Annotated in this window: 20 protein-coding genes; 9 read left to right on the top strand and 11 right to left on the bottom strand. The window is 70.6% G+C overall.

The genetic code is table 11. The annotated features are described in order from the left end of the window. Positions 1-27: 27 nt before the first annotated feature. From rpsR to K8612_RS17165, 7 genes are all read right to left on the bottom strand, one after another. Positions 28-432 (bottom strand): 30S ribosomal protein S18, encoded by a 405-nt coding sequence (gene rpsR, locus K8612_RS17135; RefSeq protein WP_014395239.1) that lies wholly within the window; start codon positions 430-432, stop codon positions 28-30. Positions 433-480: 48 nt separating this feature from the next. Then, positions 481-957 carry a 30S ribosomal protein S6 gene (gene rpsF / locus K8612_RS17140; protein WP_223741850.1) on the bottom strand — a complete coding sequence of 159 codons (477 nt, stop codon included), beginning with the start codon at positions 955-957 and terminating at the stop codon, positions 481-483. A gap of 275 nt (positions 958-1,232) precedes the next feature. Then, the gene (pth, locus tag K8612_RS17145; RefSeq protein ID WP_223741849.1) at positions 1,233-1,808 is read right to left on the bottom strand and encodes an aminoacyl-tRNA hydrolase; all 576 of its coding nucleotides are present in this window, start codon (positions 1,806-1,808) and stop codon (positions 1,233-1,235) included. A 117-nt stretch (positions 1,809-1,925) separates the two neighbouring features. Next, on the bottom strand, positions 1,926-2,615 hold the full coding sequence (locus tag K8612_RS17150; protein ID WP_223763060.1) for a 50S ribosomal protein L25/general stress protein Ctc: 690 nt from the start codon (positions 2,613-2,615) through the stop codon (positions 1,926-1,928). A gap of 194 nt (positions 2,616-2,809) precedes the next feature. After that, entirely contained in the window at positions 2,810-3,763 is a 954-nt protein-coding gene (locus tag K8612_RS17155) for a ribose-phosphate pyrophosphokinase (protein ID WP_014395243.1), read from the bottom strand. A gap of 42 nt (positions 3,764-3,805) precedes the next feature. Continuing rightward, positions 3,806-4,105, bottom strand: a complete 300-nt coding sequence (spoVG, locus tag K8612_RS17160) for a septation regulator SpoVG (RefSeq protein ID WP_014395244.1) — start codon at positions 4,103-4,105, stop codon at positions 3,806-3,808. Between the two features lie 116 nt (positions 4,106-4,221). Continuing rightward, entirely contained in the window at positions 4,222-4,533 is a 312-nt protein-coding gene (locus K8612_RS17165; protein WP_223741847.1) for a DUF5658 family protein, read from the bottom strand. A 255-nt stretch (positions 4,534-4,788) separates the two neighbouring features. On the opposite strand from K8612_RS17165, the gene K8612_RS17170 reads away from it, so the two are divergent. The 4 genes from K8612_RS17170 (at position 4,789) to aqpZ (ending at position 7,784) form a co-directional block, all read left to right on the top strand. After that, positions 4,789-5,388: a thymidine kinase gene (locus K8612_RS17170; protein ID WP_043321219.1), complete on the top strand. Its 600-nt coding sequence runs from the start codon at positions 4,789-4,791 to the stop codon at positions 5,386-5,388. 40 nt (positions 5,389-5,428) lie between these two features. After that, a complete protein-coding gene (locus tag K8612_RS17175) occupies positions 5,429-6,244 on the top strand; it encodes a uracil phosphoribosyltransferase (protein ID WP_223763061.1) in 816 nt (271 codons plus the stop codon). Between the two features lie 12 nt (positions 6,245-6,256). Then, positions 6,257-6,793 (top strand): hypoxanthine phosphoribosyltransferase, encoded by a 537-nt coding sequence (gene hpt / locus K8612_RS17180; RefSeq protein WP_223741845.1) that lies wholly within the window; start codon positions 6,257-6,259, stop codon positions 6,791-6,793. A gap of 163 nt (positions 6,794-6,956) precedes the next feature. Further along, positions 6,957-7,784, top strand: a complete 828-nt coding sequence (gene aqpZ / locus K8612_RS17185) for an aquaporin Z (protein WP_223763062.1) — start codon at positions 6,957-6,959, stop codon at positions 7,782-7,784. Between the two features lie 68 nt (positions 7,785-7,852). Here aqpZ and K8612_RS17190 read toward each other — a convergent pair whose 3' ends face one another. From K8612_RS17190 to K8612_RS17200, 3 genes are all read right to left on the bottom strand, one after another. Beyond that, positions 7,853-8,863, bottom strand: coding sequence for a ribonucleotide-diphosphate reductase subunit beta (locus K8612_RS17190; protein WP_373692112.1), 1,011 nt, complete (start codon positions 8,861-8,863; stop codon positions 7,853-7,855). Positions 8,864-8,913: 50 nt separating this feature from the next. Next, positions 8,914-11,271 (bottom strand): ribonucleoside-diphosphate reductase subunit alpha, encoded by a 2,358-nt coding sequence (locus K8612_RS17195; protein ID WP_223763154.1) that lies wholly within the window; start codon positions 11,269-11,271, stop codon positions 8,914-8,916. Between the two features lie 544 nt (positions 11,272-11,815). Beyond that, positions 11,816-12,601 (bottom strand): IF-2 protein, encoded by a 786-nt coding sequence (locus K8612_RS17200; RefSeq protein WP_223741842.1) that lies wholly within the window; start codon positions 12,599-12,601, stop codon positions 11,816-11,818. A gap of 107 nt (positions 12,602-12,708) precedes the next feature. Here K8612_RS17200 and K8612_RS17205 point away from each other — a divergent pair, with 107 nt between their 5' ends. The 5 genes from K8612_RS17205 (at position 12,709) to K8612_RS17225 (ending at position 24,423) form a co-directional block, all read left to right on the top strand. Beyond that, entirely contained in the window at positions 12,709-19,464 is a 6,756-nt protein-coding gene (locus K8612_RS17205; protein WP_223763064.1) for a methyltransferase domain-containing protein, read from the top strand. A 24-nt stretch (positions 19,465-19,488) separates the two neighbouring features. After that, positions 19,489-20,340 carry a diaminopimelate epimerase gene (gene dapF / locus K8612_RS17210; protein ID WP_223741840.1) on the top strand — a complete coding sequence of 284 codons (852 nt, stop codon included), beginning with the start codon at positions 19,489-19,491 and terminating at the stop codon, positions 20,338-20,340. A gap of 34 nt (positions 20,341-20,374) precedes the next feature. Beyond that, positions 20,375-22,225 (top strand): response regulator, encoded by a 1,851-nt coding sequence (locus K8612_RS17215; protein ID WP_223741839.1) that lies wholly within the window; start codon positions 20,375-20,377, stop codon positions 22,223-22,225. Positions 22,226-22,249: 24 nt separating this feature from the next. Then, positions 22,250-23,752, top strand: a complete 1,503-nt coding sequence (locus tag K8612_RS17220; RefSeq protein WP_223741838.1) for a DUF4388 domain-containing protein — start codon at positions 22,250-22,252, stop codon at positions 23,750-23,752. A 71-nt stretch (positions 23,753-23,823) separates the two neighbouring features. Continuing rightward, on the top strand, positions 23,824-24,423 hold the full coding sequence (locus K8612_RS17225; RefSeq protein WP_223763065.1) for an RNA methyltransferase: 600 nt from the start codon (positions 23,824-23,826) through the stop codon (positions 24,421-24,423). Positions 24,424-24,436: 13 nt separating this feature from the next. On the opposite strand, the gene K8612_RS17230 is transcribed toward K8612_RS17225, so the two are convergent. Further along, on the bottom strand, positions 24,437-24,679 hold the full coding sequence (locus tag K8612_RS17230; protein WP_223741836.1) for a hypothetical protein: 243 nt from the start codon (positions 24,677-24,679) through the stop codon (positions 24,437-24,439). Positions 24,680-24,813 lie beyond the last annotated feature (134 nt).

Below are 24,813 nucleotides of genomic sequence, written 5' to 3' on the forward strand. Positions count from 1 at the left end.
CCTGTCTCCTGTGTTGCGGACCGGCGGCTAGCCGACCACCGCGTTGTAGGGGAGGAGCGCGATGCCGCGGGCGCGCTTGATGGCCACCGCCACCTCACGCTGGTGCTTCGCGCAGTTGCCGGAGATGCGGCGGGGGATGATCTTGCCGCGCTCGGTGACGAAGTACTTCAGCGTCGCCTGGTCCTTGAAGTCCACCGACGCGTTCTTCTCCGCGCAGAACCGGCAGACCTTCTTGCGGCCGAAGCCACGACCACCGCGCTTGTCGTCGTCGCCGCCCATGCCGCCGCGGTCGCCGCGATCACCACCGCGGTCGCGGTCACCGCCGCGATCACCACCACGGTCGCCACCGCGCGAACCGCCGCCGTAGCCGCCGCCACCACCGGGGCCGCGGGAAGCGCCCGCGCCCTGCTTGCTATCCATGCCGTTGCTCATGAACGTTCTCGTTTCCTGGAAGGTTGGGGGAAGGTCCCGACAGAGGCGTTACGCCTCCTCGGCGGACTCCTCTTCCGAATCGCCACCCGCGAACTCAGCCGACTCGCCGCGGAAGCCACCCTCGCGCTCGGCGGGAGCGCCCGGACGGGTCTCCTCGACGTCGCCGGCCAGCTTGAGGTCCTCGAGCACCGGACGCGACTCGGGATCCACCTCGTCCGCGATCTTCACGGAGATGTAGCGCGTCACGTCGTCGATGTTGCGCAGGTTGCGCTCGATCTCCGCCACCAGCTTGCCGTCACCCAGGAAGCTCGTGTGGACGTAGATGGCGCGGGGCTGCTTGGCCACGGGGAACAGCGTCTTCTTCTTCCCCCACACCGTGAAGCGGAGGACCTTGCCGCCCTCACGCGAAACGATGCCGCGGACGCGCTCCTTGAGCTTGTCCACGTTGTCGTCGGTCACGTCCGGCTTGACCAGGAAGATGGTCTCGTACTCACGAAGCCGCTTGGCGGCCTGCGTCTCTGCCATGTTTCTCTCCCCTTGGGGTCGAGTGCCCCCCGGACCATCCGGGGAGCGGGGAAACGGCCGGAGGCCCTCGAAGGCCACCACCGGGGACGGGAAATCCTCTCGCGCGCCCGTCACCGTCGCGCCTTGGCCCGTGCGTGAACACGGGAAGCTTTGAAAGAACATCCACCGGACCGCGTGGGACGCACTCCGGGGGAAGGGGCTTCTAAGAGGACCCCTTGCGGAAAGTCAAGCGGAGGCAGGGGGGCGGGCGGCCGGGCGCCGGAGGTCCGGGCGCTTCAGGCCCGGCGGTTGTGGCGGTTCATCGCCGTGGACAGGCCGTCCCGCACCCAGCTCTCCGCCATGTCCGCCGCCTTGCCGATGAGCTCCTCCAACTGCCGGCGCTCGCCGTCGTCGAAGTTGGACAGGACGTAGCCCGCCACGCGCTCCTTGGCGTTGGGGCCCTCCGGCTTGCCAATGCCCACCCGCACGCGGATGAAGGCGTCCTCGCCCAGGCACTGCACCATGCTCTTGAGCCCGTTGTGCCCGCCCGCGCCGCCGCCCGCCTTGAGCTGCAGCCGCCCGAAGGGCAGGTCCAGCTCGTCGTGCACCACGAGCACGTCCTGCACCGCGATCTTGTAGAAGCGCGCGGCCTCCGCCACGGAGCGGCCGGACAGGTTCATGTACGTCTGCGGCTCCACGAAGAGGATGCGCTCGCCGCCCAGGCTCCCCTGGCCCACCCGCGCCTGGAACTTGTCCTGGGTGAGCTCCGCGCGGGCGCGCGCCAGGAGCGCGTCCACCACCATGAACCCGACGTTGTGGCGGTGGCGCTCGTACTCGCGCCCGGGGTTGCCCAGCCCGCAGATGAGCTTCATGGACGGCTCCGGAAGGAGGGTGGGGCTTGATGGGGCCCACCCCCGGAAAAAGACAGCGGGGCAGGCCCTGGAAGAGGCCCGCCCCGCGAAGAGACACTGAACGGCGGAAGAAGGGGACTACTTCTTCGCCGGGGCCTTGGCCGCGGCCGCCGCGGGGGCCTTCGCGTCGCCCGCCTTCGCGTCCGCCGCCTTGCCCGCCGCCGGGGCCGCAGCCGCCGCGGCCGCCGCCGGAGCCGCCTCCGCCGCTTCCGGCGCGGCGATGGTCGCGATGGTGTAGTTGACGTGCGTCTTCACGGACACGCCCTCGGGGAGCTTCACGTCGTTCACGTGGAGGGCTTCCGCGATCTTCAGGTTGGTGACGTCCACCTCAATCTGGAGCGGGATGGCGCCGGGGAGCGCCCAGACCTCCAGGTTGCGGCGAACCTGGGTGAGCAGACCGCCGTCCGCCACGCCCGCGGCCTTGCCGGTGAGCACCACGGGGATGTTCACCTTGACCTGCTCCTTCTCGCTCACGGCGATGAAGTCCGCGTGCAGGATGTCGCGGGTGAGCGGGTCCATCTGGTAGTCCTTCAGGAGGACCTGCTGCTCGTTGCCCGCCAGCTTCAACTGGATGAGCGTGTTCAGCTTGTGCGGGGTGTTGATGGCCGTGCGGATGCCCTTGGGGTCCACGGAGATGTGCAGCGGCGCCTTCAGGTGCTTGCCGTAGACGACGGCGGGGACCTGGCCGGACGCACGCAGGCGGCGGGCAACGCCCTTGCCGGAGTTGTCACGGGCCTGCGCTTCGAGGGTGCTCTTGTCGGTGGCCATGGAAGGCTCTCTTTTTCGGTGGGTACCGCGGTGTTCACCGGCGTCTGGGCGCCCTCGGCATCCCACCCCCATGGTGGGCCCCGAAGACGGCGCCCGGGCCGTTTGGGAGGCCCATGGAACCGGTGGAGGGGGCTGGACATGCCAGCCCCCGGGGTCCTTCGTCAAGCCGCCCGGACTCCGGGCGGCCGCCTGCCTCAGACGAACAGCGAGCTCAGCGAGTCCGCGCGGTGGATGCGCGCGATGGCCTCGCCGAAGAGGGCGTCCGTCTGCAGGGCGCGGATCTTCGGGCAGGCCTTGGCGTTGGCCGCCAGCGGCACCGTGTCCGTGAAGACGACCTCCTCCAGGACGGAGTCGGTGATGCGCTGGATGGCGGGGCCGGACAGGATGGGGTGCACCGCGTACGCGAGCACCCGGCGCGCGCCCTTGTCCTTCAGCGCGAGCGCCGCCTGGGCGAGCGTGCCCGCGGTGTCCACCATGTCGTCCACCAGGATGGCGTCCTTGCCCTTCACGTCTCCGATGAGGTTCATCACCTCCGAGGCGTTGGGGCGCGGGCGGCGCTTGTCGATGATGGCCAGCCCCGTGTTCAGCCGCTTGGAGTAGGCGCGCGCGCGCTCCACGCCGCCGGCGTCCGGGCTGACGATGACCAGCTCGCTCGACTCCGGGAAGCGCTTGCGGATGTCCTCCAGGAACACCGGCGAGCCGTAGAGGTGGTCCGAGGGCATGTTGAAGAAGCCCTGGATCTGCCCGGCGTGCATGTCCATGGACACCACCCGGTTGACCCCCGCGACCTCCAGCATGTCCGCCACCAGCTTGGCGGTGATGGGCGTGCGGGCCGCCACCTTCCGGTCCTGCCGCGCGTAGCCGTAGTACGGCATCACGGCCGTGATGGAGCCGGCGCTCGCCCGCTTGAGGGCGTCGCACATGATCAACAGCTCCATCAGGTGATGGTTCGTCGGCGGGCACGTGGACTGGACGATGAACACGTCCTGTCCACGTACGTTCTCGCCGATCTCGACGTGGATCTCCCCGTCGGAGAACGTATCCACCGTCGCCTTGCCCAGGGGACGCTGGAGGTATTCGCAGATGCGATGCGCCAACGCCGGGTTGGAGTTCCCGGCGAACACCTTGAAGTCACGCGACGGCTGCATGGGGGCGCTGACTAACCCGTGAGCGCCCCGAATGGAAGTTCGTTAGTCGAGTTCAGCCGCCACGGGACCGAGCGTCCCGTTCTGCGCCTGGTGAAGGTGTTTCTCGTACTCGATGAGGATGACCCGCTCCATCTGGCTACGGGTGTCCGCGTTCAGCGGATGAGCGATGTCCTTGTAGGTCCCGTCCTTCCGTTTCTTCGCGGGCATCGCGATGAAGAGCCCGGTGGAGCCGTGGATCACCTTCAGGTCGCGCACGACGAAGCAGTGATCCAGGGTGATGGTGACGTACGCCTTCAGCTTGTCCTCTTCGACCGGAAACACCCGGACGTCGGTGATGTTCATGGTCCCCCCCCGAACCTGGAAGGCCGGAGCTACGGGGAAGCCTGGGACAGACCGAAGGTGAAAATCAAGCACCCCCTACCTGTCGCGCTGGGGACCGTTCACTGCTCCGCTAGCCGTCATGCCCCGAAGGGCCAGTGACTCACCAGGTGGGTAAGGAAGGCCAGGTGGTAGACCACGATGATGGCGTAGACGACGGCGCCCGCGCGGATGGCGAAGCGGCTGGCCTTGAGCCGGCGGTGCAGGCACAGCAGGCACAGCCCCGCGTTCACGATGAGCAGCTTGGAGAACATGAAGAGCAGCGGTGACTGCTCGTACGCCACGCGCATCACCGGGTTGAGCTCCTCCGCCACCCCCAACTGGAGGAAGAGCAGGGTGAAGAGCCCGTCCAGCAGGTTCAGCAGCAAGAGCGCCACCGACGCCGGTGACATGTAGAAAGAAGCCTGCTGCGCCCAACTCCCCGCCTGCACCTCATTCGCCGTCGCCGCCACGCCCCACCCCCAAGGTTCCCGTCCTGCGACCCGGGGCCAGGGCTATTCAAATCCCTTGCCAGGGCTTCCGGGACTTCACGGGAAGCAGCCGGGCAGGCGGCGGTGGGGGGACTTGCCGGGCTGGAAACGAAATTGACGGGAAGGGGTGGGTCGCGGAGATTGACCCCGCCCAGCCACACCCCCACCGAGCGTCCCTTGCATCAATTCCCCAAAGATATCGGGTGGATAGAGGTCATCTGCGGATCCATGTTCTCCGGCAAGACGGAGGAGTTGATCCGCCGCGTCAAGCGCGCGCTGTACGGCCGGCAGAAGGTGCGGGTGTTCAAGCCGCGCATCGACACCCGGTATGACGACACGCAGGTGGTGAGCCATTCCCAGTTGAAATTGACGTCCCTGCCCATCGAAAGGGCTGAAGAAATTTTCCGGCACCTGTCCCCCGACACGCAGGTGGTGGGCATCGACGAGGTGCAGTTCCTGGGCGGAGAGGTGGTGCAGGTGTGCGAGGCGCTCGCCCAGCGGGGCATGCGCGTCATCTGCGCGGGCCTGGACCAGGACTACCAGGGGCGCCCCTTCGAACCCATGCCGCAGTTGATGGCGGTGGCGGAGTACGTGACAAAGGAGCTGGCCATCTGCGCGGTGTGCGGGAACCCGGCCAACCGTTCGCAGCGCATCATTGGCAGCGAGGAGCGGGTGGTGGTGGGCGCGGCGGGAGCCTACGAGCCGCGCTGCCGCAAGTGTCACGTGGCGGAACCCGCGGAGGCGAGCCCTCCGCAGACGCTGAAGCTGTTCGACTGAAGCCACACGCCGCCGCAAGCCCGGCGCGGGAGCCCATCCGATGCGCGACACCCTGTACGCGAACGTGCCCTTCAAGTTGAACGAGATGACCCACCACTATGGGCCCAACGTCCATCTGGTGGGCAATCCGTTTCTCCTCTCCCAACTGGCCACGCTGTGCGCCAAGGGCACGCTGCAGCCGCAGATCAACCGGCTGGTGGAGCAGCTCTACACGGACCTGGTGAAGACGGTCATCAACGCGGAGTTCCCGCGCAAGATGGTCACCCTCCCCACCCGGATGATCGACTCCACGCCCCTGGGCATCTACCAGGGCGAGGTGGTGGACCCGCAGTTGCGCGTGGTGACGGTGAACATCGCGCGGGCGGGCACGCTGCCGTCGCAGGTGACGTACGACCTGCTCAACTTCACGGTGGATCCGTCCCTGGTGCGCCAGGACCACATCATCATGAGCCGGATGATCGACGCGGCCCAGGCGGTGGTGGGGTCGGAGATTGGCGGCGCGAAGATTGGCGGGGACGTGGATGACGCGTTCGTGCTGTTCCCGGACCCCATGGGGGCCACGGGCGGCAGCCTGTCCACGGCCATCCAGTTGTACAAGACGAAGGTGCCCGGGCGGGCCCGGCGCATCATCACGCTCAACCTCATCGTCACGCCGGAGTACCTGCGCCGGATGACGACGGAGCACCCGGACGTCATCATCTACGCGCTCCGTCTGGACCGCGGCCTGTCCCCGCCGGAGGTGTTCGGCACCGCGCCGGGCCTGCTCTGGGAGAAGGAGCGGGGCCTGGATGACCGGCAGTACATCGTCCCCGGCGGCGGCGGCTTCGGGGAGATCATGAACAACGCCTACGTGTAGAGGGAGCACCCGGTGACGACGTTCCACGAGAAGGATGTCGGCGTCCTCATCTCCGAGGAGGCCGTGCAGGCGCGCGTGAAGGAGCTGGGCGCGCAGATTACCCGCGACTACCAGGGCAAGGAGCTGACGCTCATCTGCGTGCTCAAGGGCTCCGCGTTCTTCGCCATCGACCTGGCGCGGGCCATCGACCTGCCGCTGACGCTCGAGTTCCTGGGCGTGGCCAGCTACCACGGCGGCACGGAGTCCACGGGCGAGGTGCGCATCACCACGGACGTGTCCAAGCCGATGGCGGGCAAGCACCTGCTCGTCATCGAGGACATCATCGACACGGGGCTCACCATGAGCTTCCTCCTGGAGAACCTCCGGGCGCGCCACCCGGCGTCGGTGAAGATCTGCTCGCTGCTGGAGAAGCCCGCGCGGGCCAAGACGAAGGTGGACATCGACTACAAGGGCTTCGTCATCGAGGACAAGTTCGTCGTCGGGTACGGCCTGGACTACGGCGAGAAGTACCGGAACCTGCCGTTCATCGGCATCTGGAAGCACGCCTGAGAGGCGCTTGATGGGCCCGGGTGCCCCTCCCTCCGGGGTGGGGGCCTCGGGACTGCGAGGGCCCCGTTCACGCGCCGCACGGCGGCCGTGGGCAGGGCCCTCATGCGTTGCGGGGCGCACGCATGCACAGCCTCTCCTCTGGACACTTCAAGGAGGCTTGACCATGCGAGACGGGAGCGTGAGGGCTCCCCCGCGGACGGCGACCGCGGGCGGGGACGCGATGCAGAAGTACCTGGCGGAGGCCGTCGGCACGTTCGTGCTGGTGCTCGGCGGCGTGGGGGCGGCGGTGCTGGCGGGCGACCGCATCGGCTTCCTGGGCGTGGCCTTCGCGTTCGGGCTGTCACTGCTGGCCATGGTCTACACGATAGGCCCCATCTCCGGCTGCCACGTGAACCCGGCCGTGACGGTGGGCCTCTTGATGGCGGGCAAGTTCGACAAGCGGCATGTGGCCGGCTACGTCATCGCGCAGTGCGTGGGCGCCATCGTCGCGGCGGGCGTGGTGCTGCTCATCGCGAAGGGCGCGCCGGGCGGCTACTCCGCGGGCGCGGAGGGGCTGGGCAGCAACGGCTACGGGGTGGCGTCGCCGGAGGGGTATGGCGGCGGGGCGGCGTTCCTCACGGAGGTCGCGCTCACCTTCCTGCTGGTGCTGACGGTGCTGGGGGCCACGGACTCGCGCGCGCCGGTGGGCTTCGCGGGCCTGGCCATTGGCCTGGTGCTGACGCTCATCAACCTGGTGGGCATCCCCGTCACCAACACGTCGGTGAACCCGGCGCGCAGCCTGGGCCCGGCGCTCTTCGCCGGAGGGGACGCCCTGCGCCAGTTGTGGCTGTTCATCATCGCGCCGCTGTTGGGGGCGGCCTTCGCGTCCGCGGTGTACCGGCTGGTGCACCGCCCGGCGGTGCAGATTACCGCCGCGCGCGCGGAGCAGGCGACGGACGAGGAGCGCCGCGAGCGCGTGGTGGGCCGGCGCGACGTGGAGCGCCCCGTTTGAAGCACGAAGGCCGTGCCTCGCTTCGGCGCGGGGCACGGCCTTGAGTGTGTGGAGCAGGGGAGGGGGCCTTAGAAGGCGGCGTCGAAGACGACGTCGTTGGCGGCGCCCACGCCCACGGCGACCTGGTAGGACGACACGCGGCGCTCGAAGAAGTTGGTGAGCTCCTGCACGTCCTGCAGGTCCATGAAGTGCAGCGGGTTCTTGGTGTGGAAGATGGGGGCCATGCCCAGCATCTGGAGGCGCTGGTCGGCCACGTACTCCAGGTAGCCGCGCATCTCCTGCACCGACAGGCCCATCACGCCGCCGCTCAGCAGGTCCTGGGCGAACTGCGTCTCGCACTCCACCGCGTCGCGCATCATCTGCACGACGTCCTTCTCCAGGCTCGCGTCGAAGAGGTCCGGCTCCTCCTTGCGCGCCGTCTGGATGGCCTCGAAGGCGAAGGCCATGTGGGCGGACTCGTCGCGGAACACCCAGTTGGTGCCCGCGGCCAGGCCGTTGAGCAGCCCCTTGCTGCGCAGGAAGTACACGTACGCGAAGGCCGCGAAGAAGAAGAGGCCCTCGATGCAGCCCGCGAAGCAGATGAGGTTCAGGAGGAACTGGCGGCGGTCCGACCTGGAGCGGACCTGATCCAGCGCCTGGATGCTGTCCATCCACTTCATGCAGAAGCGCGCCTTGCGCTGGATGGACGGGATGTTGTCCACCGCCGCGAAGGCCTTGGCGCGCTCCGCCGGGTCCGGCACGTAGGTGTCCAGCAGCGTCAGGTAGAACTGGACGTGCAGGGCCTCTTCGTAGAGCTGGCGCGACAGGTACATGCGCGCTTCGGGCGCGTTCAGGTGCTTGTAGAGGTTGAGCACCAGGTTGTTGCCGACGATGGAGTCGCCCGTGGCGAAGAAGGCCACCAGCCGGTGGATGAGGTGACGCTCCGCGTCCGTCATCTTCGAGCGCAGGTCCACCAGGTCCGTGGAGAAGTCGATCTCCTCCACCGTCCAGGTGTTCTTGATGGCGTTGCGGTACATCTCGAAGAAGACGGGATACGCCATGGGGCGCAGCGTCAGGTTCATTCCCGGATCAAGCAGCATTGCTTCGGTACTCCCTTACGAAGGACGGGTGGGGTGGGGACGGCCAGGGGCTACTGGCACGCCTCGCACGCCTCGGGGTTTTCCAGCGAGCACGCCACCGCCTCCGCCTCCGCCGTCACCATCTGCGGCGCGGGCGAGGGGGCGGCCGAAATCGTCGGGCCGCCCTGGCCCACGGTGGCCTTGGCGATGCGGGTCGCCGGGCGCGAGCGCAGGTAGTAGGTCGTCTTGAGCCCCTTCTGCCACGCGTAGAAGTACATCGAGGACAGCTTCCCGATGTTGGGCGTCTCCACGAAGAGGTTGAGCGACTGGCTCTGGTCGATGAAGGCGCCGCGGTCCGCGCCCATGTCCAGGAGCGAGCGCATGGGGATCTCCCACGCGGTGCGGTAGATGGCGCGCAGCTCCTCGGGCAGCTCCGTGAGGTCCTGCACGCTGCCTTCCGCCAGCTTGATGCGGTTGCGGGTGTTCTCGTTCCAGAGGCCCAACTGCTGCAGGTCGCGCACCAGGTAGCGGTTCACCTGGAGGAAGTCCCCGGACAGCGTCTCGCGCTTGAAGAGGTTGGACACCTGCGGCTCGATGCACTCGTAGCAGCCGGCGATGGACGCGATGGTGGCCGTGGGCGCGATGGCGATCATCAGCGAGTTGCGCAGGCCCACCTTCATGATGCGCGAGCGCAGCGCGTCCCAGCGCAGCGTGTCCTCCGGGACGATGCCCCAGCTATCGAACTGGAGCTCGCCCTTGGCCGCGCGCGTCTCCGGGAAGGCCGGGTGCGCGCCGAACTGCTCCGCCAGGTCGGAGGAGGTCACGAGCGCCGCGTAGTAGATCTCCTCCGAAATCTTCTTGGACAGGTTGCGCGCCTCCACGGAGTCGAAGGGCAGGCGCAACTGGAAGAAGACGTCCTGGAGGCCCATCAGGCCCAGGCCCACCGGGCGCCAGCGGCGGTTGGAGTCCGCGGCGGTGGGGATGGGGTAGTAGTTGAGGTCGATGACGCGGTCCAACTGCTTGAGCGCGAGCATCGCGTTGGAGCGCAGCAGGTCGAAGTCGAACTTCCCGTCCTTCACCATGCGGCCCAGGTTGAGCGAGCCCAGGTTGCACACCGCCGTCTCGCCCTGGCTGGTGACCTCCAGGATTTCGGTGCACAGGTTGGACAGGTGGATGACGTTGCCCGGCTGGCCGGTCTGGTTGCTCTTGCGGTTGGAGATGTCCTTGAAGGTCATCCAGCCGTTGCCCGTCTGGGCCAGCACCTTCATCATCCGGGCGTACAGGTCGCGCGCCTTCACCTTGCGCACGGCCTGGCCCTGCGCCTCGGCCGCGACGTAGGCCTTCTCGAAGGCGTCGCCGAAGAGGTCGGTGAGGTGGGGCGTCGTCTTCGGGTCGAAGAGGCTCCACTCCTGGTCGGCCTCCACGCGGCGCATGAAGAGGTCCGGCACCCAGTTGGCCAGGTTGAGGTTGTGCGCGCGGCGGGCCTCGTCACCGGTGTTGTCGCGCAGCTCGAGGAAGTCCTCGATGTCCGCGTGCCACGTCTCCAGGTACACGCAGCACGCGCCCTTGCGCTTGCCGCCCTGGTTCACCGCCGCCACGGACGCGTCCAGCGTCTTGAGCCACGGGACGATGCCGTTGGAGTGGCCGTTGGTGGACTTGATGAGCGAGCCGCGCGCGCGCACGCGGTGGTACGCCACGCCGATGCCGCCGCTGAACTTCGACAGCATCGCGATGTCCGAGTACTTCTTGTAGATGGCGTCCAGTTCGTCCGCCGGCGAGTCCAGCAGGAAGCAACTGGAGAGCTGCTCGTGGCGCGTGCCGGAGTTGAACAGGGTGGGGGAGGACGGCAGGTACTCCAGCGAGCTGAAGAGGCGGTAGAGCTCGATGGCCTCGCGCGCGTTGTCGCCGGACAGGGCGCACGCCACGCGCAGGAAGAAGTCCTGCGGCGTCTCGATCACCTCGCGCGTCTGCGGGTTCTTGAGCAGGTAGCGGTCGTAGACGGTGCGCAGGCCGAAGTACTCGAACAGGTCGTTGCGGACCGGGTCGATGGCGGCGTTGAGCTTGCGCGCGTTGGCCTGGACGAAGGTGAGCAGGCGGTCCGCGATGAGGCCGTGCTTGTGGCCGGCGGCGACGGACTGGCTGAAGGACTGGATGTCCTGGTTGCTGACCTCCTTCTGGATGAAGGTGGACAGCAGGCGCGCGGAGAGCCGGGCGTACTCGGGCTCCTCCACGATGAGCGCCGCGGCGGTCTGGATGGACAGGCTGTCCAGCTCCCGCGTGGTGGCGCCGTCATACAGGCCGCTGATGGTCTTGGTGGCCACGCGCATCACGTCCACGCGCGACAGGCCCACGCACGACTTGCCCACCGCGCGGACGATCTTGTTGAGGTCCACCGGCTCCGCCGTGCCGTTGCGCTTCTTCACCCGCATGGTGGTGGCGAAGTCGCCGGGGGCCGACGGGGCCTGCGTGGCGGGCGCCACGGCGGCGGAGTCGGGGGGCGGCGAGGCGACGACGTTCGGCTTGAAGGGCGTCTGGACGGTCACGGGCGTCTCACTTCCAGGACAAGGCAATAGCGGAGCCACCGGGGGTGGGCAGACCCCGTGGGTGATGACTCCGGAGATGGCAGGGAGGGACTACTTCCGATCAGGATCCACGGGCTTGGCGACAACAACCCGACATGTAGCGAATTGTCAGGCAGATGTGTGTGTCAGGCAAGAAAACCACACCAGCCTCCGGGTTCCGTGAGCGTGCCCCCGGGGTGGCGGGCGAGCAACAGAGGAGACCCAAGCTATGGGGGGTCACCCGGTGTGTCAACGCAAGATCCTGTGTAAACCTGCCGGGCAGGTCGGATCGATCATTGCAATCTATGATCACTCACCGGCACTTTTCCCGGCGTCTTCCGGTCGACATTTACAGGCGCGCAAAGGCCGGTCGGGCCCCGTCTTTTTGACCCCCTCACCCAACCCCTGGAGATCAGGGCCGGGCGCCCGCGTCGGGGGTTGGGGCGGCGGACGGAGGCGTGGCGGAGGCGTCACCGGCGGGTGACGGGGCGGGCGGGCGGGGCGCCGGTGCTACAGGGGTGTTGTCCGGGGCGCTCTCGCTGTGGACGGCGCGGCGCAGGGCCTCCTCCAGGTCGCGGGCGGTGGGGCCCACGGTGGTGAGCATCTGGTTGGCGGCGCGGGCGTGGCGGTTCTCCGTCTGCGCGGCGAGCTTGAGCTGGGCCAGCCCTTCGGACACGAGGCGGCGGGCGTCCTCCAGCTTCTGGCGCGCCTGGTAGAAGGCGACATCGGTGAGCATGGACTGGAGGCTGCGGTGCTGCTCCTCCGTGATGCCGGAGAGCTTCTCCGCGCGGCGCAGGTAGTAGAGGCCGCGCTCCACCTTGGCGGGCTCGCCGGACGCGATGCGCGGGCGGGCCAGGCTCTCCAGGAGGGGGAAGAGGGCGCGGTCCAGGTCGTCGCGGTCGGTGAACTTCTGCTGCGTCAGCAGGGTGACGTCCTGGCCCTCCAGGGGGAGCGGGGCGTAGGCGTCCGCGAGGCGCGGGTCCCCGGGGCGGTAGGCGGCGGCGCCCGTGGGCATGGCACGGCCCTTCATCACCACCAGCTCGCCGTTCTCCTGCACGACGGTGAAGGTGCGGGCGTTGAGCTGCCCCAGGAGGAAGACGACGCCGCCGCCCAGGCCCAGGATGACGAGGAAGACGACGAGCCGGGTGAAGGTGCGGCGGGCCCGGTAGCCGAATCCCTGCGGTGAATGGGTGGTCATGTCGCCTGCTCTCCGGTCGGACGGGCGTGGGCCCGTGAAGGTCGAAACCTGAAATTGGGTCTTCTGGGACTCCAACGCTACAGTCCTGGACCCGCCGGGATCATCATTTGCAATCCACCTTTCGTCGCCTGGGGCCCAGCGAGCTGCTGCCCCGCTACATCTTCGCGGAGAGCCTGTTCGCGCGCCGACGTGTGCTCGAGGTCGACGCCGTCGCGTCCACGGGCGGCGAGAGCGCGCGCTTCCTGGTGGAGCGGGGCGCGCGCACCGTGGTGGCGTGCGACGCGGACGTGGCCGCGGTGGAGGCGGCGCAGAAGGCCCATGCGCACCCGCAGGTCCGCTACCGCGCCAACGTCTATGACGACCTGGAGGCGGGCAGCTTCGACCTGGTGCTGGTGACGGACCTGGCGCCCTACGTGCGCGCGCCGGAGCTGCTGGCGGAGCTGGCGCGGCTGGTGGCCCGGCAGGGCTTCCTGGTGGGCGGCCTGCGCAACATCGCGGGGCTGGCGCTGCCGCAGTTGCTGGAGCCGGAAGAGGCGGTGCCGCCCACGTACGGGCAGCTCCTGGACGCGCTCACCGCGCACTTCCCGCATGTGGAGGTGGCCACGCAGTCGCCGGTGCTGGGCTACCAGCTCGCGTTCGAGCGGGGCGAAGGGCTGCAGGTGGACGGCTCGCTCGTGCGGCACAGCGAGGCGGCGTACTTCGTGGTGATGGCGGGCCTGGAGCCGGCGCGGGTGGTGGACCCCACGTGGGTGCAGTTGCCGCCGGAGCCGCTGGCCTTCACGCGCGGCAAGCTGGACGAGGTCGCTGCCCGGGCGAAGACGTGGGAGGAGCGGGCGGGGCGGCTGAAGGAGGCCGTGTCCAGGCTTCGCGCGGAGATTGGTGACCGCGAGGCGGAGGTCGTGGCTCTCAAGCCGGCGCTGGAGGGCGCGCGGCAGGACATGGCGCGGCTGACCGCGCAGTTGGAGCAGGCCCGGGGCACGGTGGAGTCCGCTCGCGAGCGGGACGACCTGAGCAGCCGGCTGCGTCGCCGTGAGCTGGAGCTGCAGGTCGCGACGGAGCGGATCGCGGACGCGGACCGGCGGCTGACGGCGCAGCGCCTGGAGGTGGAGGCGGCGCAGCGCGCACAGGCGGACGCGGGCGTGCAGGTGCTGGCCGCGCAGGAGTCGCTGCGGCTGGAGCGGGCCCGGCGCGAGGAGACGGCGGCGACGCTGGACGAGTCTCGCGAGCGGCTGACGCAGGCGTACACGGAGCTGCGCGCGCTTCAGGACGAGCTGGGCTCGCTGCGCATCGACCGGGAGCGGGACCGGCTGGCGGCGGAGCGCGCGCAGGACGCGGCCGAGGACCGGCGGCGTCAGGCGGAGGCGGCTCGCGAGCGGGAGCTGCGCATCGCGGAGCAGTACTCGACGGCGCTCGCGGCGGTGGAGCACCTGAAGGCGGAGCTGGCGCGCGCGCAGGATTCGGCGCGGACGGCGGGCGACGCGGTGCCGGTGAAGGAGGCGGAGCTGGCGCGGGCGCGCCGGGAGCTCGCCGAGGCCCAGCAGCGGATGCACTCCGCCGAAGGGGCGCGCAAGGACGCGGAGGCCCGGCTCGCGGAGCGGGAGGCGTCGCAGCGGGGGCTGGAGACGGAGCTCACCAGCGCGCGTGAGGCGGAAGGCCGGCTGCGGCAGGAGCTGGAGGGCCGCGCGCAGTCGGAGTCAGCGGCCCGGGCGCTGGCGGCGCGGTTGGAGGAGGAGCTTCACGGGGCCAGGCTGCGGCTGGAGGCGCTGGAGGCGGAGCAGAAGCGCGTCGAGTCCGCGCAGCACGTGGCGGGGCAGCGGCTGGCGGCGGCGGAGACGGAGCGCGTCCGCGTGGAGGCCGCGCTCGTCCAGGCCATCGACGCGGAGCGGGGCCAGGCGCAGGCACGGCTGGAGGAGGCGCTGGCCCAGGCTCGCGCCGAGGCCGACGAGCGGGTGACGAACGCGCTGGCCGCCGCGCATGCTGACGCGGATTCGCGTCAGGAGCGCGCGCTGGCGGAGGCCCGCGAGCAGGAGGAGGCGCGGCTCGCGCGGGCGGTAGGCGAGGAACGGGAGTTCGCGGAGCTCGCGCTGACGGAGGCCCGTGAGCAGGCGGAGGCCCGGCTCGCGCGGGCGTTGGAGGAGGCCCGTGAGCAGGCGGAGGCCCGGCTCGCGCAGGCGTTGGAGGAGGCCCGGTCCGACGCGGAGGCCCGTGTCGAGCGTGCGCTGGCGGATGCTCGTGAGTCGGCACGGGTGCTGGAGGCGAATCGCTCTGACACGGATTCGCGAGTCGAGCGTGCGCTGGCGGATGCGCGCGAGGCGGCCCAGGCGTTGGAAGCCGCTCGGGCCGATGCGGATGCGCGTGTCGAGCGCGCGGTCTCTGATGCGGCTCAGGCGTTGGATGCGGCTCGGGCCGATGCGGATGCTCGTGTCGAGCGCGCGGTCTCTGATGCGGCTCAGGCGTTGGATGCGGCTCGGGCTGATGCGGATGCGCGAGTCGAGCGTGCGGTCGCGGATGCGGCTCAGGCGCTGGACGTGGCTCGGGCCGATGCGGATGCGCGTGTCGAGCGTGCGCTGGCGGATGCTCGGGCCGACGCGGATGCGCGGGTGGCGAAGGCGCTCGCGGAGGCTGCTGCTGAACGGACCGCGGCTCTGGCGGAGGCGGAGAGCCGGCGCGAGCAGGCGCTCTCCGAGGTTCGTGCCACGGCCTCGGCTCAGCGGAGCCGGCAGTTGGCGGATGTCGAGGCTCGGACCGCGCAGGCCCTCGCGGAGGCGCGTGCCGAGGCGGAAGCCGAACGGGAGCAGGCGTTGGCCGAAGCCCGCGCCGAGTCCGAGGCCGAGCGGGTCCGGCAGTTGGAGGAGGCCGAGGTCCGCGCGGCGCGGATGCTCTCAGAGGCTCGTGCCGAAGCCGAGGCTCTCCTGGCCCGCCGGCTGGAAGAGGCCGAAGCCCGCGCGGCCACCGCGCTCGCAGAAGCCCGCGCCGAGTCGAGCGGCCAGACGGAGCAGGTGCTCGCCAACGTGCGCGCCGAGGCGGAGGCGCGTGCCGCCGAGGCACTCGAACAGGCCCGTGCCGAAGCCCGGGACACCCTGGCCCGTGAAGTGTGGGAACACGGGGTCCGGCTCGCGGAGTCGAACCAGGCGCGAGAGACGGCCGAGGCTCGCAACGCGGAGCTGGAGGCGACGCTCCGCTCGCTGCGGCAGGAGCTGACCGACTCGGAATCCCTGGCGGCGCTCATCCAGGAGGACCTGGCTCGGGAGCAGAAGGCCCGGGCCTCCGCGCAGGCGGAGCTCGACGCGGCTCGCGAAGCGCTGACCCACGAGCAGGAACGGGGGGCTCGCTGGGAGGCGCTGCTCGCCGATACCCAGGCGCAGCTCTTGTCGGAGCGCGAGCAGCAGGCCCGCGCGCAGGTGGCGCTCGCGAACCTCCAGGAGTCGCTCGACGCGGAGCGGGCCCTTCGCTCCCGGCTGGAGGGCTCCGAGTCCTCGTGGAACGAGGCGCAGAGCGCACTGGAGGCGGACCGGCTGCGGCTGGACGCCGCGCTGGGCGTGGCGCGCACGGTCCTGGAGGAGGAGCGCGCGCAGCGGGCCCGGTTGGAGGCGTCGTTCGCCCAACTCCAGCAGGACTCCGCTTCGGCGCTGGAAGAGGAGCGTGCCCGGGCCGAGGCCTCGCGGGTTTCGGCGCTGGAGGCCCGGACCCAGCTTGAAGCGGACCTGTCGGCGGCGCGTGCCGCGCGGCTGTCCACCGAGGCCGCCTTCGAGCAGACGCGCCAGACCCTTTCCGAGGTCCAGACCGCCTTCACCGAGTCGCAGCGCACGAACGAAGCCGCGTTGCTGGAGCTGCGGCAGGCGCTCGCGGCGTCGGAGGACGAGGCGCGGGGGTACGTCCGGGAGCTGGAAGAGGCCCGCGCCGCGCTGTCGGAGGCGAAGCAATCGCAGGCGGCCCTGGATGCGACGGTGCGCGAGCTGCGCGCGGAGCTCACCGAGGCGCGGCGGTCCGAGGTCGACGCGTTGTCCTCGCTGGATGATGCACGTACGCAGGAGGCTCAGGACCGCGAGTCGCGCGCGAAGGATGAGGCTGCGCTCCGCTCGGAGCTGGAGACCCTGCGCGAGCGGCTGACCAAAGCGGAGCAGGCGCGGGACGCGGTCCAGACCCGGCTCACGGAAGTCGAAGCCCGCCGCGCCGAACTGGAAGCGTCGCTGTCGGACACCGAGTCCCGCTTCACTGAAGAGGCTGCTCGTCTCCCCGCGATACAGCAGGCCCTCACGGAGGCGGAGGCCCACCTCGCGACAGAGACCGCGCGGGGGACCACGCTGGAGCAGGCCCTGTCGGAGGCGGAGGCCCGCCATGCCGCCGCGTCCTCGCAGAAGGCCGCGCTGGAGCAGGCCCTGTCGGAGGCGCAGGCCCGTCATGCCGCGGATGCAGCACGCCTGACTTCGCTGGAGCAGGCACTGGCGGAGGCGGAGTCCCGGCAGTCCACGGAGACCGAGCTGCATGCCTCGTTGACGCGGACGCTCGCGGACGCCGAGGCCCGGCTTGCCACGGAGTCCACACGGCGGGCCGAACTGGAAGCAGCGCTCGCGGAGGCCGAGTCCCGGCAGGCCGCTGAATCCGTGCGGCGTTCCGAGCTGGAAGCAGCGCTCGCGGAGGCGGAGGCCCGACAGGCCGCTGAATCCGCGCGGCGTGCCGAACTGGAAGCAGCGCTCGCGGCAGCGGAAGCCCGGCAGGGCGCGGAGTCCACCCTCCGTTCCGAGTTGGACGCTGCCATCGCCACGGCGGAGTCCACGATTGCCGCCGAGTCCGCTCGACGGTCCGAGCTGGAAGCTTCGTTGAAGGACGCGGAGGCCCGGCTCGCCACCCTGGAGCAGGCCCTGGCGGAGGCGGAGAAGCTTGCCGCCTCCGAGACGTCGCGCCGTGTCGGACTGGAAGCCTCCCTGACGGAGGTGGAGTTCCGGCTCGCCGCCGAGACCGCGAACCTCAGCGCGCTGGAGGATTCGCTCGCGCAGGCGGAGGCCCGGCTCGCGGAGGGCACGCAGTCGCAGGACGCGGCACGTGAGTCCGAAGCCCGGGCCGCGCGGCTCACCGAGTCCCTGACCGCGCGCGAACAGGAGCTGCGCGAGGCCAGTGCCCTGCGGGTCTCCATGGAAGCGCAGTTGGAAGGCGCGCTCTCACGTACCGAGCGCCAGCAGCAGGACCTGGACGAGCTGCGCGCGCAGTTGGAGCTGAAGGAGCAGGAGTTGATGGCCCTGCGCGCGGAGACGGCCCGCCTGGGCGCCGCGCACCAGGAGTTGATGCGCCTGGGCTCCGAGCTGCAACGGGCGCACGCCGCGCTGCACGAGCGCAGCCAGCAGGTCGGCCGGCTGGAAGCGGAGTTGGTGGACGCCAGCGACCGGCTCGCCGCGACGCGCGAGCACGCGGAAGTGCTCGTGGTGCAGCTCGAAACCGCGCGCCGCTTCGCGGGCAAGGCCACGAACCTGGAGTCGTCGCTGGAAGGCCTGCGCGCGGAACTGGAAGCCGCGCGCGCGGACGCGGCCGAGCGCATCGCCACGCTGGAAGCACAGCTCGCGGCCCTCACCACGCGCGCGGAGCAGGAGCGGACCGACCTGGAGGCCCGGCTCGCGGAGGCCACCGCCCAGGCCGGCACGGATCAGGCCGAACTGGAGCTGCGTCTCACCGAAGCGCTCACCAGCGCAGGGACGGACAAGGCCACGCTGGAGCTACGCCTCAACGAAGCGCTCGCGCGAGCCGGCCTGGAGAAGGCCGAACTGGAGACGCGCTTCAACGAGCGTCTCGCAATCACCGAGGCCGAGAAGGCCGGACTGGAAGCACGGCTCAACGAGCTCCTCGCGAACGCCGGGACCGAGAAGGCCGAGCTGGAGACGCGACTCAACGAGCGCGTCGCGAGCGCCGAGGCCGAGAAGGCCGAACTGGAGACGCGACTCAACGAACTCCTCGCGAACGCCGGAACGGAGAAGTCGGAGCTCGAAACACGCCTCGCCGAAACGCTCGCCCAGGCCGGCGCCGAGCGCTCGGACCTCGAAGCCCGCATCGCGGAGCTCACCGAACAGGCCCGCGAGGAGAGGTCCTCCATCGAAGCCCAGCTCGCGGACGCCACCGCCCGGGCCGCCGCGGAACGGGCCGAACTCGAAGCCCGCATCGCGGACCTCACCGCCCAGGCGGACTCCGCGAACTCCGAGCGCGATGCCCGCCTCTCGGAAGTCCAGACGCGCGCCGCCACGGAGCAGGCCGAGCTCGAAGCCCGCCTCGCCCAGGCCGCCGCAGAGACCCGCGAAGCCCTCGCCGCCATGGAGTCCCGGCTCGCCACGGCGCTCGAGGACGCTCGGACCGAACAGGCCGCGTTGGAATCCCGCGTCGCCGCCCTGACCCAGGCCGCCGCCGACGCCGAGGCCCATGCCCGCCGCGCGGACTCCGAACGCGAGCGCCTCCAGTCGGACCTGACCGTCGCCCGCGCCGCCCGCGTCCGCCTGGAGGGCCGGACCAACTCCCTGGAGACCGCCGCCGCGGATGCCGCGCGCCTCCTGGACGCCGAGCGCGCCGAACGCGACCAGCTCTCCGCCCGGATCCGCGAGCAGCAGGCCCGGCTGGAAGCGTTGGAGACCGAACGCCAGACCCTCCTCCAGGCCCTGGAGGAGGCGAAGTCCGCCGCCGCCCCGCCCCCGGAGGACGTGCTGGAGATGGCCGCGGAGATGGAGGTCCTCCAGGCCCACGTGGAGAAGATGCAGGACCAGCTCGCCGCCCGGGAGGCCGAACTGGCCGAGCTGCGCAGCGCCAGCACCCCCGCCGCCTCGCGCCGGGCCATGCCCGCCCTGGATGTCCCCGCCGCGCCCATGAAGGCCGGCGAGCGCGAATAAACGCGGGCGTCTACACTTGCCCCCGTGGACGCAAGCGAACGCATCTTCAAGTACCACGGCCTGGGCAACGACTTCGTCGTCCTGGACCGCCGCCGCACCGGCGTGGACATCAACGCGGAGCAGTCCCGCTGGCTGTGTGACCGGCGCCGGGGCATCGGCGCGGACGGGGTGCTCGCCATCCTCCCGTCGTCCCGCGGCCTCGCCCGCATGGTCGTCCACAACGCCGACGGCAGCGTCGCGGAGATGTGCGGCAACGGCCTGCGCTGTGCGGTGAAGTATCTGGTGGACCGCTCCGGCGAGCACCCCGCGCTCATCGACGTGGAGACCGGGGCCGGCGTGCTCACCTGCGAGCCCGGCTATGGCGACGGCGGCGTCGTCGGCGTGGACATCTCCATGGGCCCGGCGCGGCTGGTGGCCGCGAACCTGCCCTCCGGGACGACCGGCCAGCCCTTCGTGAGCGCCCCCGTCCCCGGCCATGAGGGCCTGCTCGGCACCGCGGTGAACATGGGCAACCCGCACCTGGTGCTCCTGGACCAGCCCCTGGAGGCCGCCGAGCGCCTGGGCCCCGGCCTGGAGCGGCACCCCGCCTTCCCGGACCGCACCAACGTGGAGTTCGTCCGCGTGGACGAGGACGGCCTCACCGTCGTCGTCTGGGAGCGCGGCTGCGGCCTCACCCAGGCGTGTGGGACGGGGGCGTGCGCGTCGGCGGTGGCGGCCGTGCTGGCGAAGCGCCTGCCCTCGAATGCCTGGCTGCGCGTCACGCTGCCGGGCGGCGACCTGAGAATCCGCGTTCCGGACGACCTGTCCGACATCCGGCTCCGAGGCCCCGTGGCCTTCGTCTTCGAAGGCGTTGTCGCGCTTCCAAGGGCCCGATAGCCTTCGGTTTTCCTCCCTTCGCCCCCCGAGCGCCGTGGCCGGTCCCATCCTCGTCGTCGACGACGACCTGTTCTTCCGACAACTCGCCACGGACCTGCTGTCGCGCCGGGGGCACCGCGTGGTGGCGGTGGAGAACGCCACCCTGGCCCTGGAAGAGGTGGCCCGGGCGACGTTCGACCTGGTGCTCACCGACGTGGTGATGCCCGGCGTGGACGGCTTCGCGCTCACCGCGCGCCTGCGCGAACGCGACCCCGAGCAGGAGGTCATCCTCGTCAGCACGCGCGACGACGTGCAGGGCTCGGAGGTCGCGCTGCGCCTGGGCGTGGCGGACTGCCTGGTCAAGCCGGTGGAGGAGTCGGACCTGCTGCTCGCGGTGGACCGCGCCATGGAGCGCGCCCAACTGCGCCACGAGCGCGCCCGGCTCCAGGACGAGAACCTGGAGTTCGCCCGCTTCCACAACCTCCAGCAGCGCTGCCTGGAGCTGCTCTCCCACCCGGACCTGGAGTGGCTCCAGGAGCGCGTCATCGCGGACCTGGGCGCGGTGTGTGACGCGCAGAGCGCCGCGCTGTGGGTGGTGGACGACCGGGGAGACCTGGCGCTGCGCTCCTACCGGGGCCTGCTCGACAAGCAGTTCCTGCCGGAGAAGATGAGCCCGGAGGGGCCGCTGTCCCTGCGCCTGCGCGAAGCCGCCCCGTGGCTCGCGCGCGATGAGCGCTCGCCGGTGCTGTACGTGCCGCTGGTGGCCGCCGGGGAGGTGATGGGCCTGGCGCAGCTTTCGGATCCGCTCACCGGCGACTTCCGGCTGGAGCACACGCGCGACGCGAAGGTGCTGGCGGACTTCGCCGCGGTGGGCGTGAAGAACGGCCGCAAGCTGATGGCGCTCCAGCGCCTGGGCCTGCGCGACCGCGACACCGCCGCGTACAACCTCAGCTACTTCACCGACTACGCGTCCAAGGAGATCTACAAGGCGCGCAGGTACGGGCGCACGTTCTCGCTCCTCACCTTCAGCATCGACAACCTTCCGCTGGTGCGCGTGCGGCTGGGCGCGCAGGACGCGAAGAAGGCGGTGCGCGGCATCATCAAGGCGCTCAGTAAAATCATCCGCGACTCGGACGTCATCGCGAAGGCGAGCGACCAGGAGTTCTACCTCCTGCTGCCGGAGACGGACTTCTTCGGCGCCATGATGTTCGTGCGCCGCGCCGTCGCCGCCGTGCGTGACGAGCCGGAGGTGCAGGACGTGGAGCAGCGCCTGCCGCTCGCGCTCGTGGGCGGGGCCAGCACGTTCCCCAAGGACGGCGAGGACTTCGACGAGCTGGTGCACCGCTGCCGCCGCCGCATGGACGAGCGCCGCGCGTCGCTCCAGCGCCGGCTGATGCTGGACGGGCTGCCGTTCTGGGACGAGGTGGACCTGCTCCTGGGCACGCCCAACAGCCCCCGCCTGCCCACGGACGACCGCGCGGAGCCCAGCCGCAGGGGGAAGGTCGCGGACGTGCTCTTCGACGAGCTCCAGGTGGAGATCGCCCGGGAGCTGGTGCGCGACCCGGGCTCGCGCGGGTTGCTCTACGTGGGCGGCCCGGAGATCCGCGCGGACCTGCCGCTGGCGGTGGGCCTGGAGCAGGCGCCGCCGGACCTGTCGTCCCGCATCTACCTGTTGGGCCGCCGCGTGGATTTGGAGTCGCACGCCGCGCTCACGCCGGTGTTCCTGGAAGGGGACGAGCGGGTGGCGCGCCACGAGTTCATCCTCTGGCTGTCGGAGAGCGCGTCGTATGCGCTCATCCAACGGCGCGGACGGGGCGCGACGTGGGGTTTCCACACCTCGGACACCGCGGTGGTGGACGGGCTCATCTCCAAGCTGCAGGCCGAATACGACCTGCAGCCCTACTGACGTCACGAAGCGGAGCAAGCGACCTTGGCCCAGGTGCGGAAGATCCTCATCGCCGACCCCGACCTCGACTCGGTGCGCGCCCTGTCGCGGGCGCTGCGCACGAAGGGCTATCAGGTGCACTACGCGCCGGATGGCTCGCGGGCGCTGGAGGTCGCGGTGCTCCGGCACCCGGACCTGACCCTCTTCGACGAGGCGTGCCGCCTGCTGGACGCGCGCACGTTCGTTCAAATCCTGCGCACCAACCCGCGCACGGAAGACATCCCGGTGGTGCTCACCACGTCCAGCCTGGACTCGGACCGGGCGCGGGGCATGCGGGACGGCACGCTGCGCAAGCCCTTCAACCTGGACGAGGTGCTCAGCCGCATCGAGCACATCTTCCGCCGCAACGAAGCGGCCAAGGACCTCAAGAGCGAGCAGCAGGAGATCGAAGGTTCGCTCAGCCAGCTCAGCATCCCGGACCTCATGCAGATTCTGGGCATGAACAAGCGCAACGGGCGCCTGGCGCTGGAGCGCGGTTCGGAGCGCGGGGAGATCACCGTCTCGGACGGGCGCACGGTGAACGCGCGGCTCGGGAGGGTGGAAGGGGAGAAGGCGCTGTTCCGGCTGTTGGCGTGGACCGAGGGCAACTTCACCTTCACGCCCGGCACCAGCGCCGCGCGTCCGCGCATCAACCGCGCCATGGACGACGCGCTGCTGGAGGGCATGCGCCAGTCGGACGAGGTGAACCGCCTGCTGCCGGGCCTGCCGCCGCGCCACACGCGGCTGATGCTGGCGCCGGAGGTGGACCTGTCCGAGGAGCAGCACCCGGTGACGGCGCAGGTGATGGAGCTCTTGCGCCAGCCGCGCGCGCTGGGCGAGGTGTTGGACCTGGCGCCCGCCACGGACATGGAGGTGCTGGGCGTGCTGTCCACGCTGCTCCAGAAGGGCGTGGCGCGCCCCACGGAGAGCGAAGGCCAGAACCTGGGCGGGGGTGACCTCATCGGCGCGGCGGAGGTGCACGCGCTGCGTGGGCGCCTGCTCCGCACCCGCACGCTGGCGAAGGTGGCGACGGCGAAGGTCTTCGTCTGCGGCAGCGGCTCGTCCGCGGCGCGCCGCATCCTGGCGCGGGTCCCGGGGCTGGAGGCGATGTCCGCGGACCCCACCGCGGTGAAGAGCGGCTTCGGGACGCTGGGGCGCCTGGAGCTGAGTGACGTGCTGAACGTGGACTTCTGCGTGCTGCCGCCCGCGGAGGCCGCGCGCCCGCTGTGGCGTCCGTTCAGCGCGGGGGCGATTGGCGCGCTGTTGATGGACAACTCCGAGCCGGCGGTGCGGCTGGCGCACTACCTGGCCTGGGAGGTCCGCATCCCCATCGTGGTGGTGGGCACGGAGGTCCCGGCGCCGCTGCAGGGCGCGCCCGCGGGCGTCATCGCTCCCGGTGAGGACCTCACGGAGGCCCTGCGCGCCATGCTGGTCCAGGCGCTCAACCCCGCGCCCACGCTGCCCGGCGTCACGCAGGTGCAGCGCGCGTCCGTGACGCCGTCTCCCTGACGCATCCAGGGAGGCAGGCGCCGGAATCCGTCCCTCGCGCGGAATGTTTTCCCCCCAGGAGGGGAACACGGATGATCAAGACGCTGAGGGACGCGGAGGAGCTGGTGCGCACGCGCCACGTCATCACCGAGGTGCCCACCCACGGGCCCACGTCCCTCGTCGAACAGGTCATGGGCGGCAGGCCCACTGGTAGCTGGCGCGACCACGCGAAGGGGCGCCTCGCGTACCGGCTGGGGCGCATGTTGCGCGCGTCGAAGGACGTGCTCGCGGTGCGGCTGGTGGAGGGCAAGGTCGCCTTCGTGGACCCCACGCTCTGGCCCGCCGTGTACCGCGTCGCCATGGAGCCCTCTCGCCGCCGCCCGTCACTCCAGGGCCTGTCCCCGGACGCACGCGCGCTGCTCTCCACCGTGGAGCGGGACAAGCGCGTCCAACTGGACAAGGAAGGCCCGTGGACCAAGGCGCGCGAAACGCTGGAGGAGCGGCTGCTGGTCCACTTCTCCGAGGCGCAGGATGACGACGGCCGCCACGTCGCGGTGCTGCGCTCGTGGCGGGACTGGGCCTCCGCGTCGCTCCAGGCGGACGCGGCCCGGCTCTCCTACGAGGACGCCCAGGCGCGGCTCAGGGCGGCCTGCGACGGGGCGCCCACGGGCCTGGGGCCCTGGATCTTCTAATCGCGCGGAAGCCTCAGGCGGCCTCGTCCAGGATCTCCAGCGCGTCCCGGACGCCCGGCAGCCGGGCGAGCAGCTCGTACTCCGCGGGCTGGAGCATGGACACGCGGCGGCCCGCGACGCGCTCCATCCACAGCTCGATGCGGTGGTCTCCGTCCGGGTTGACCTGGCGGGAGATGCGCGCGCGCCGGCCCTCCTTGTGACAGGCCAGGATGTCCTGCTGGAGGCTGCGCAGACGGCGGAACACCTTCAGCGCCATTCGACCCTCGGGGGTGTCGAACGTGTGGAAATGCCGGTTCCGCGACAGCGGCCGGCTGGGATCATGAAGCCTCTCCACGAGGCGGCGCACGAAAGGGTCCATCGACGGAGAAGGATAACATCCGCTACCCTGTC

Origin of the sequence: Corallococcus sp. AS-1-6 (assembly GCF_020037015.1) — a bacterium.
Taxonomy (GTDB): domain Bacteria; phylum Myxococcota; class Myxococcia; order Myxococcales; family Myxococcaceae; genus Corallococcus.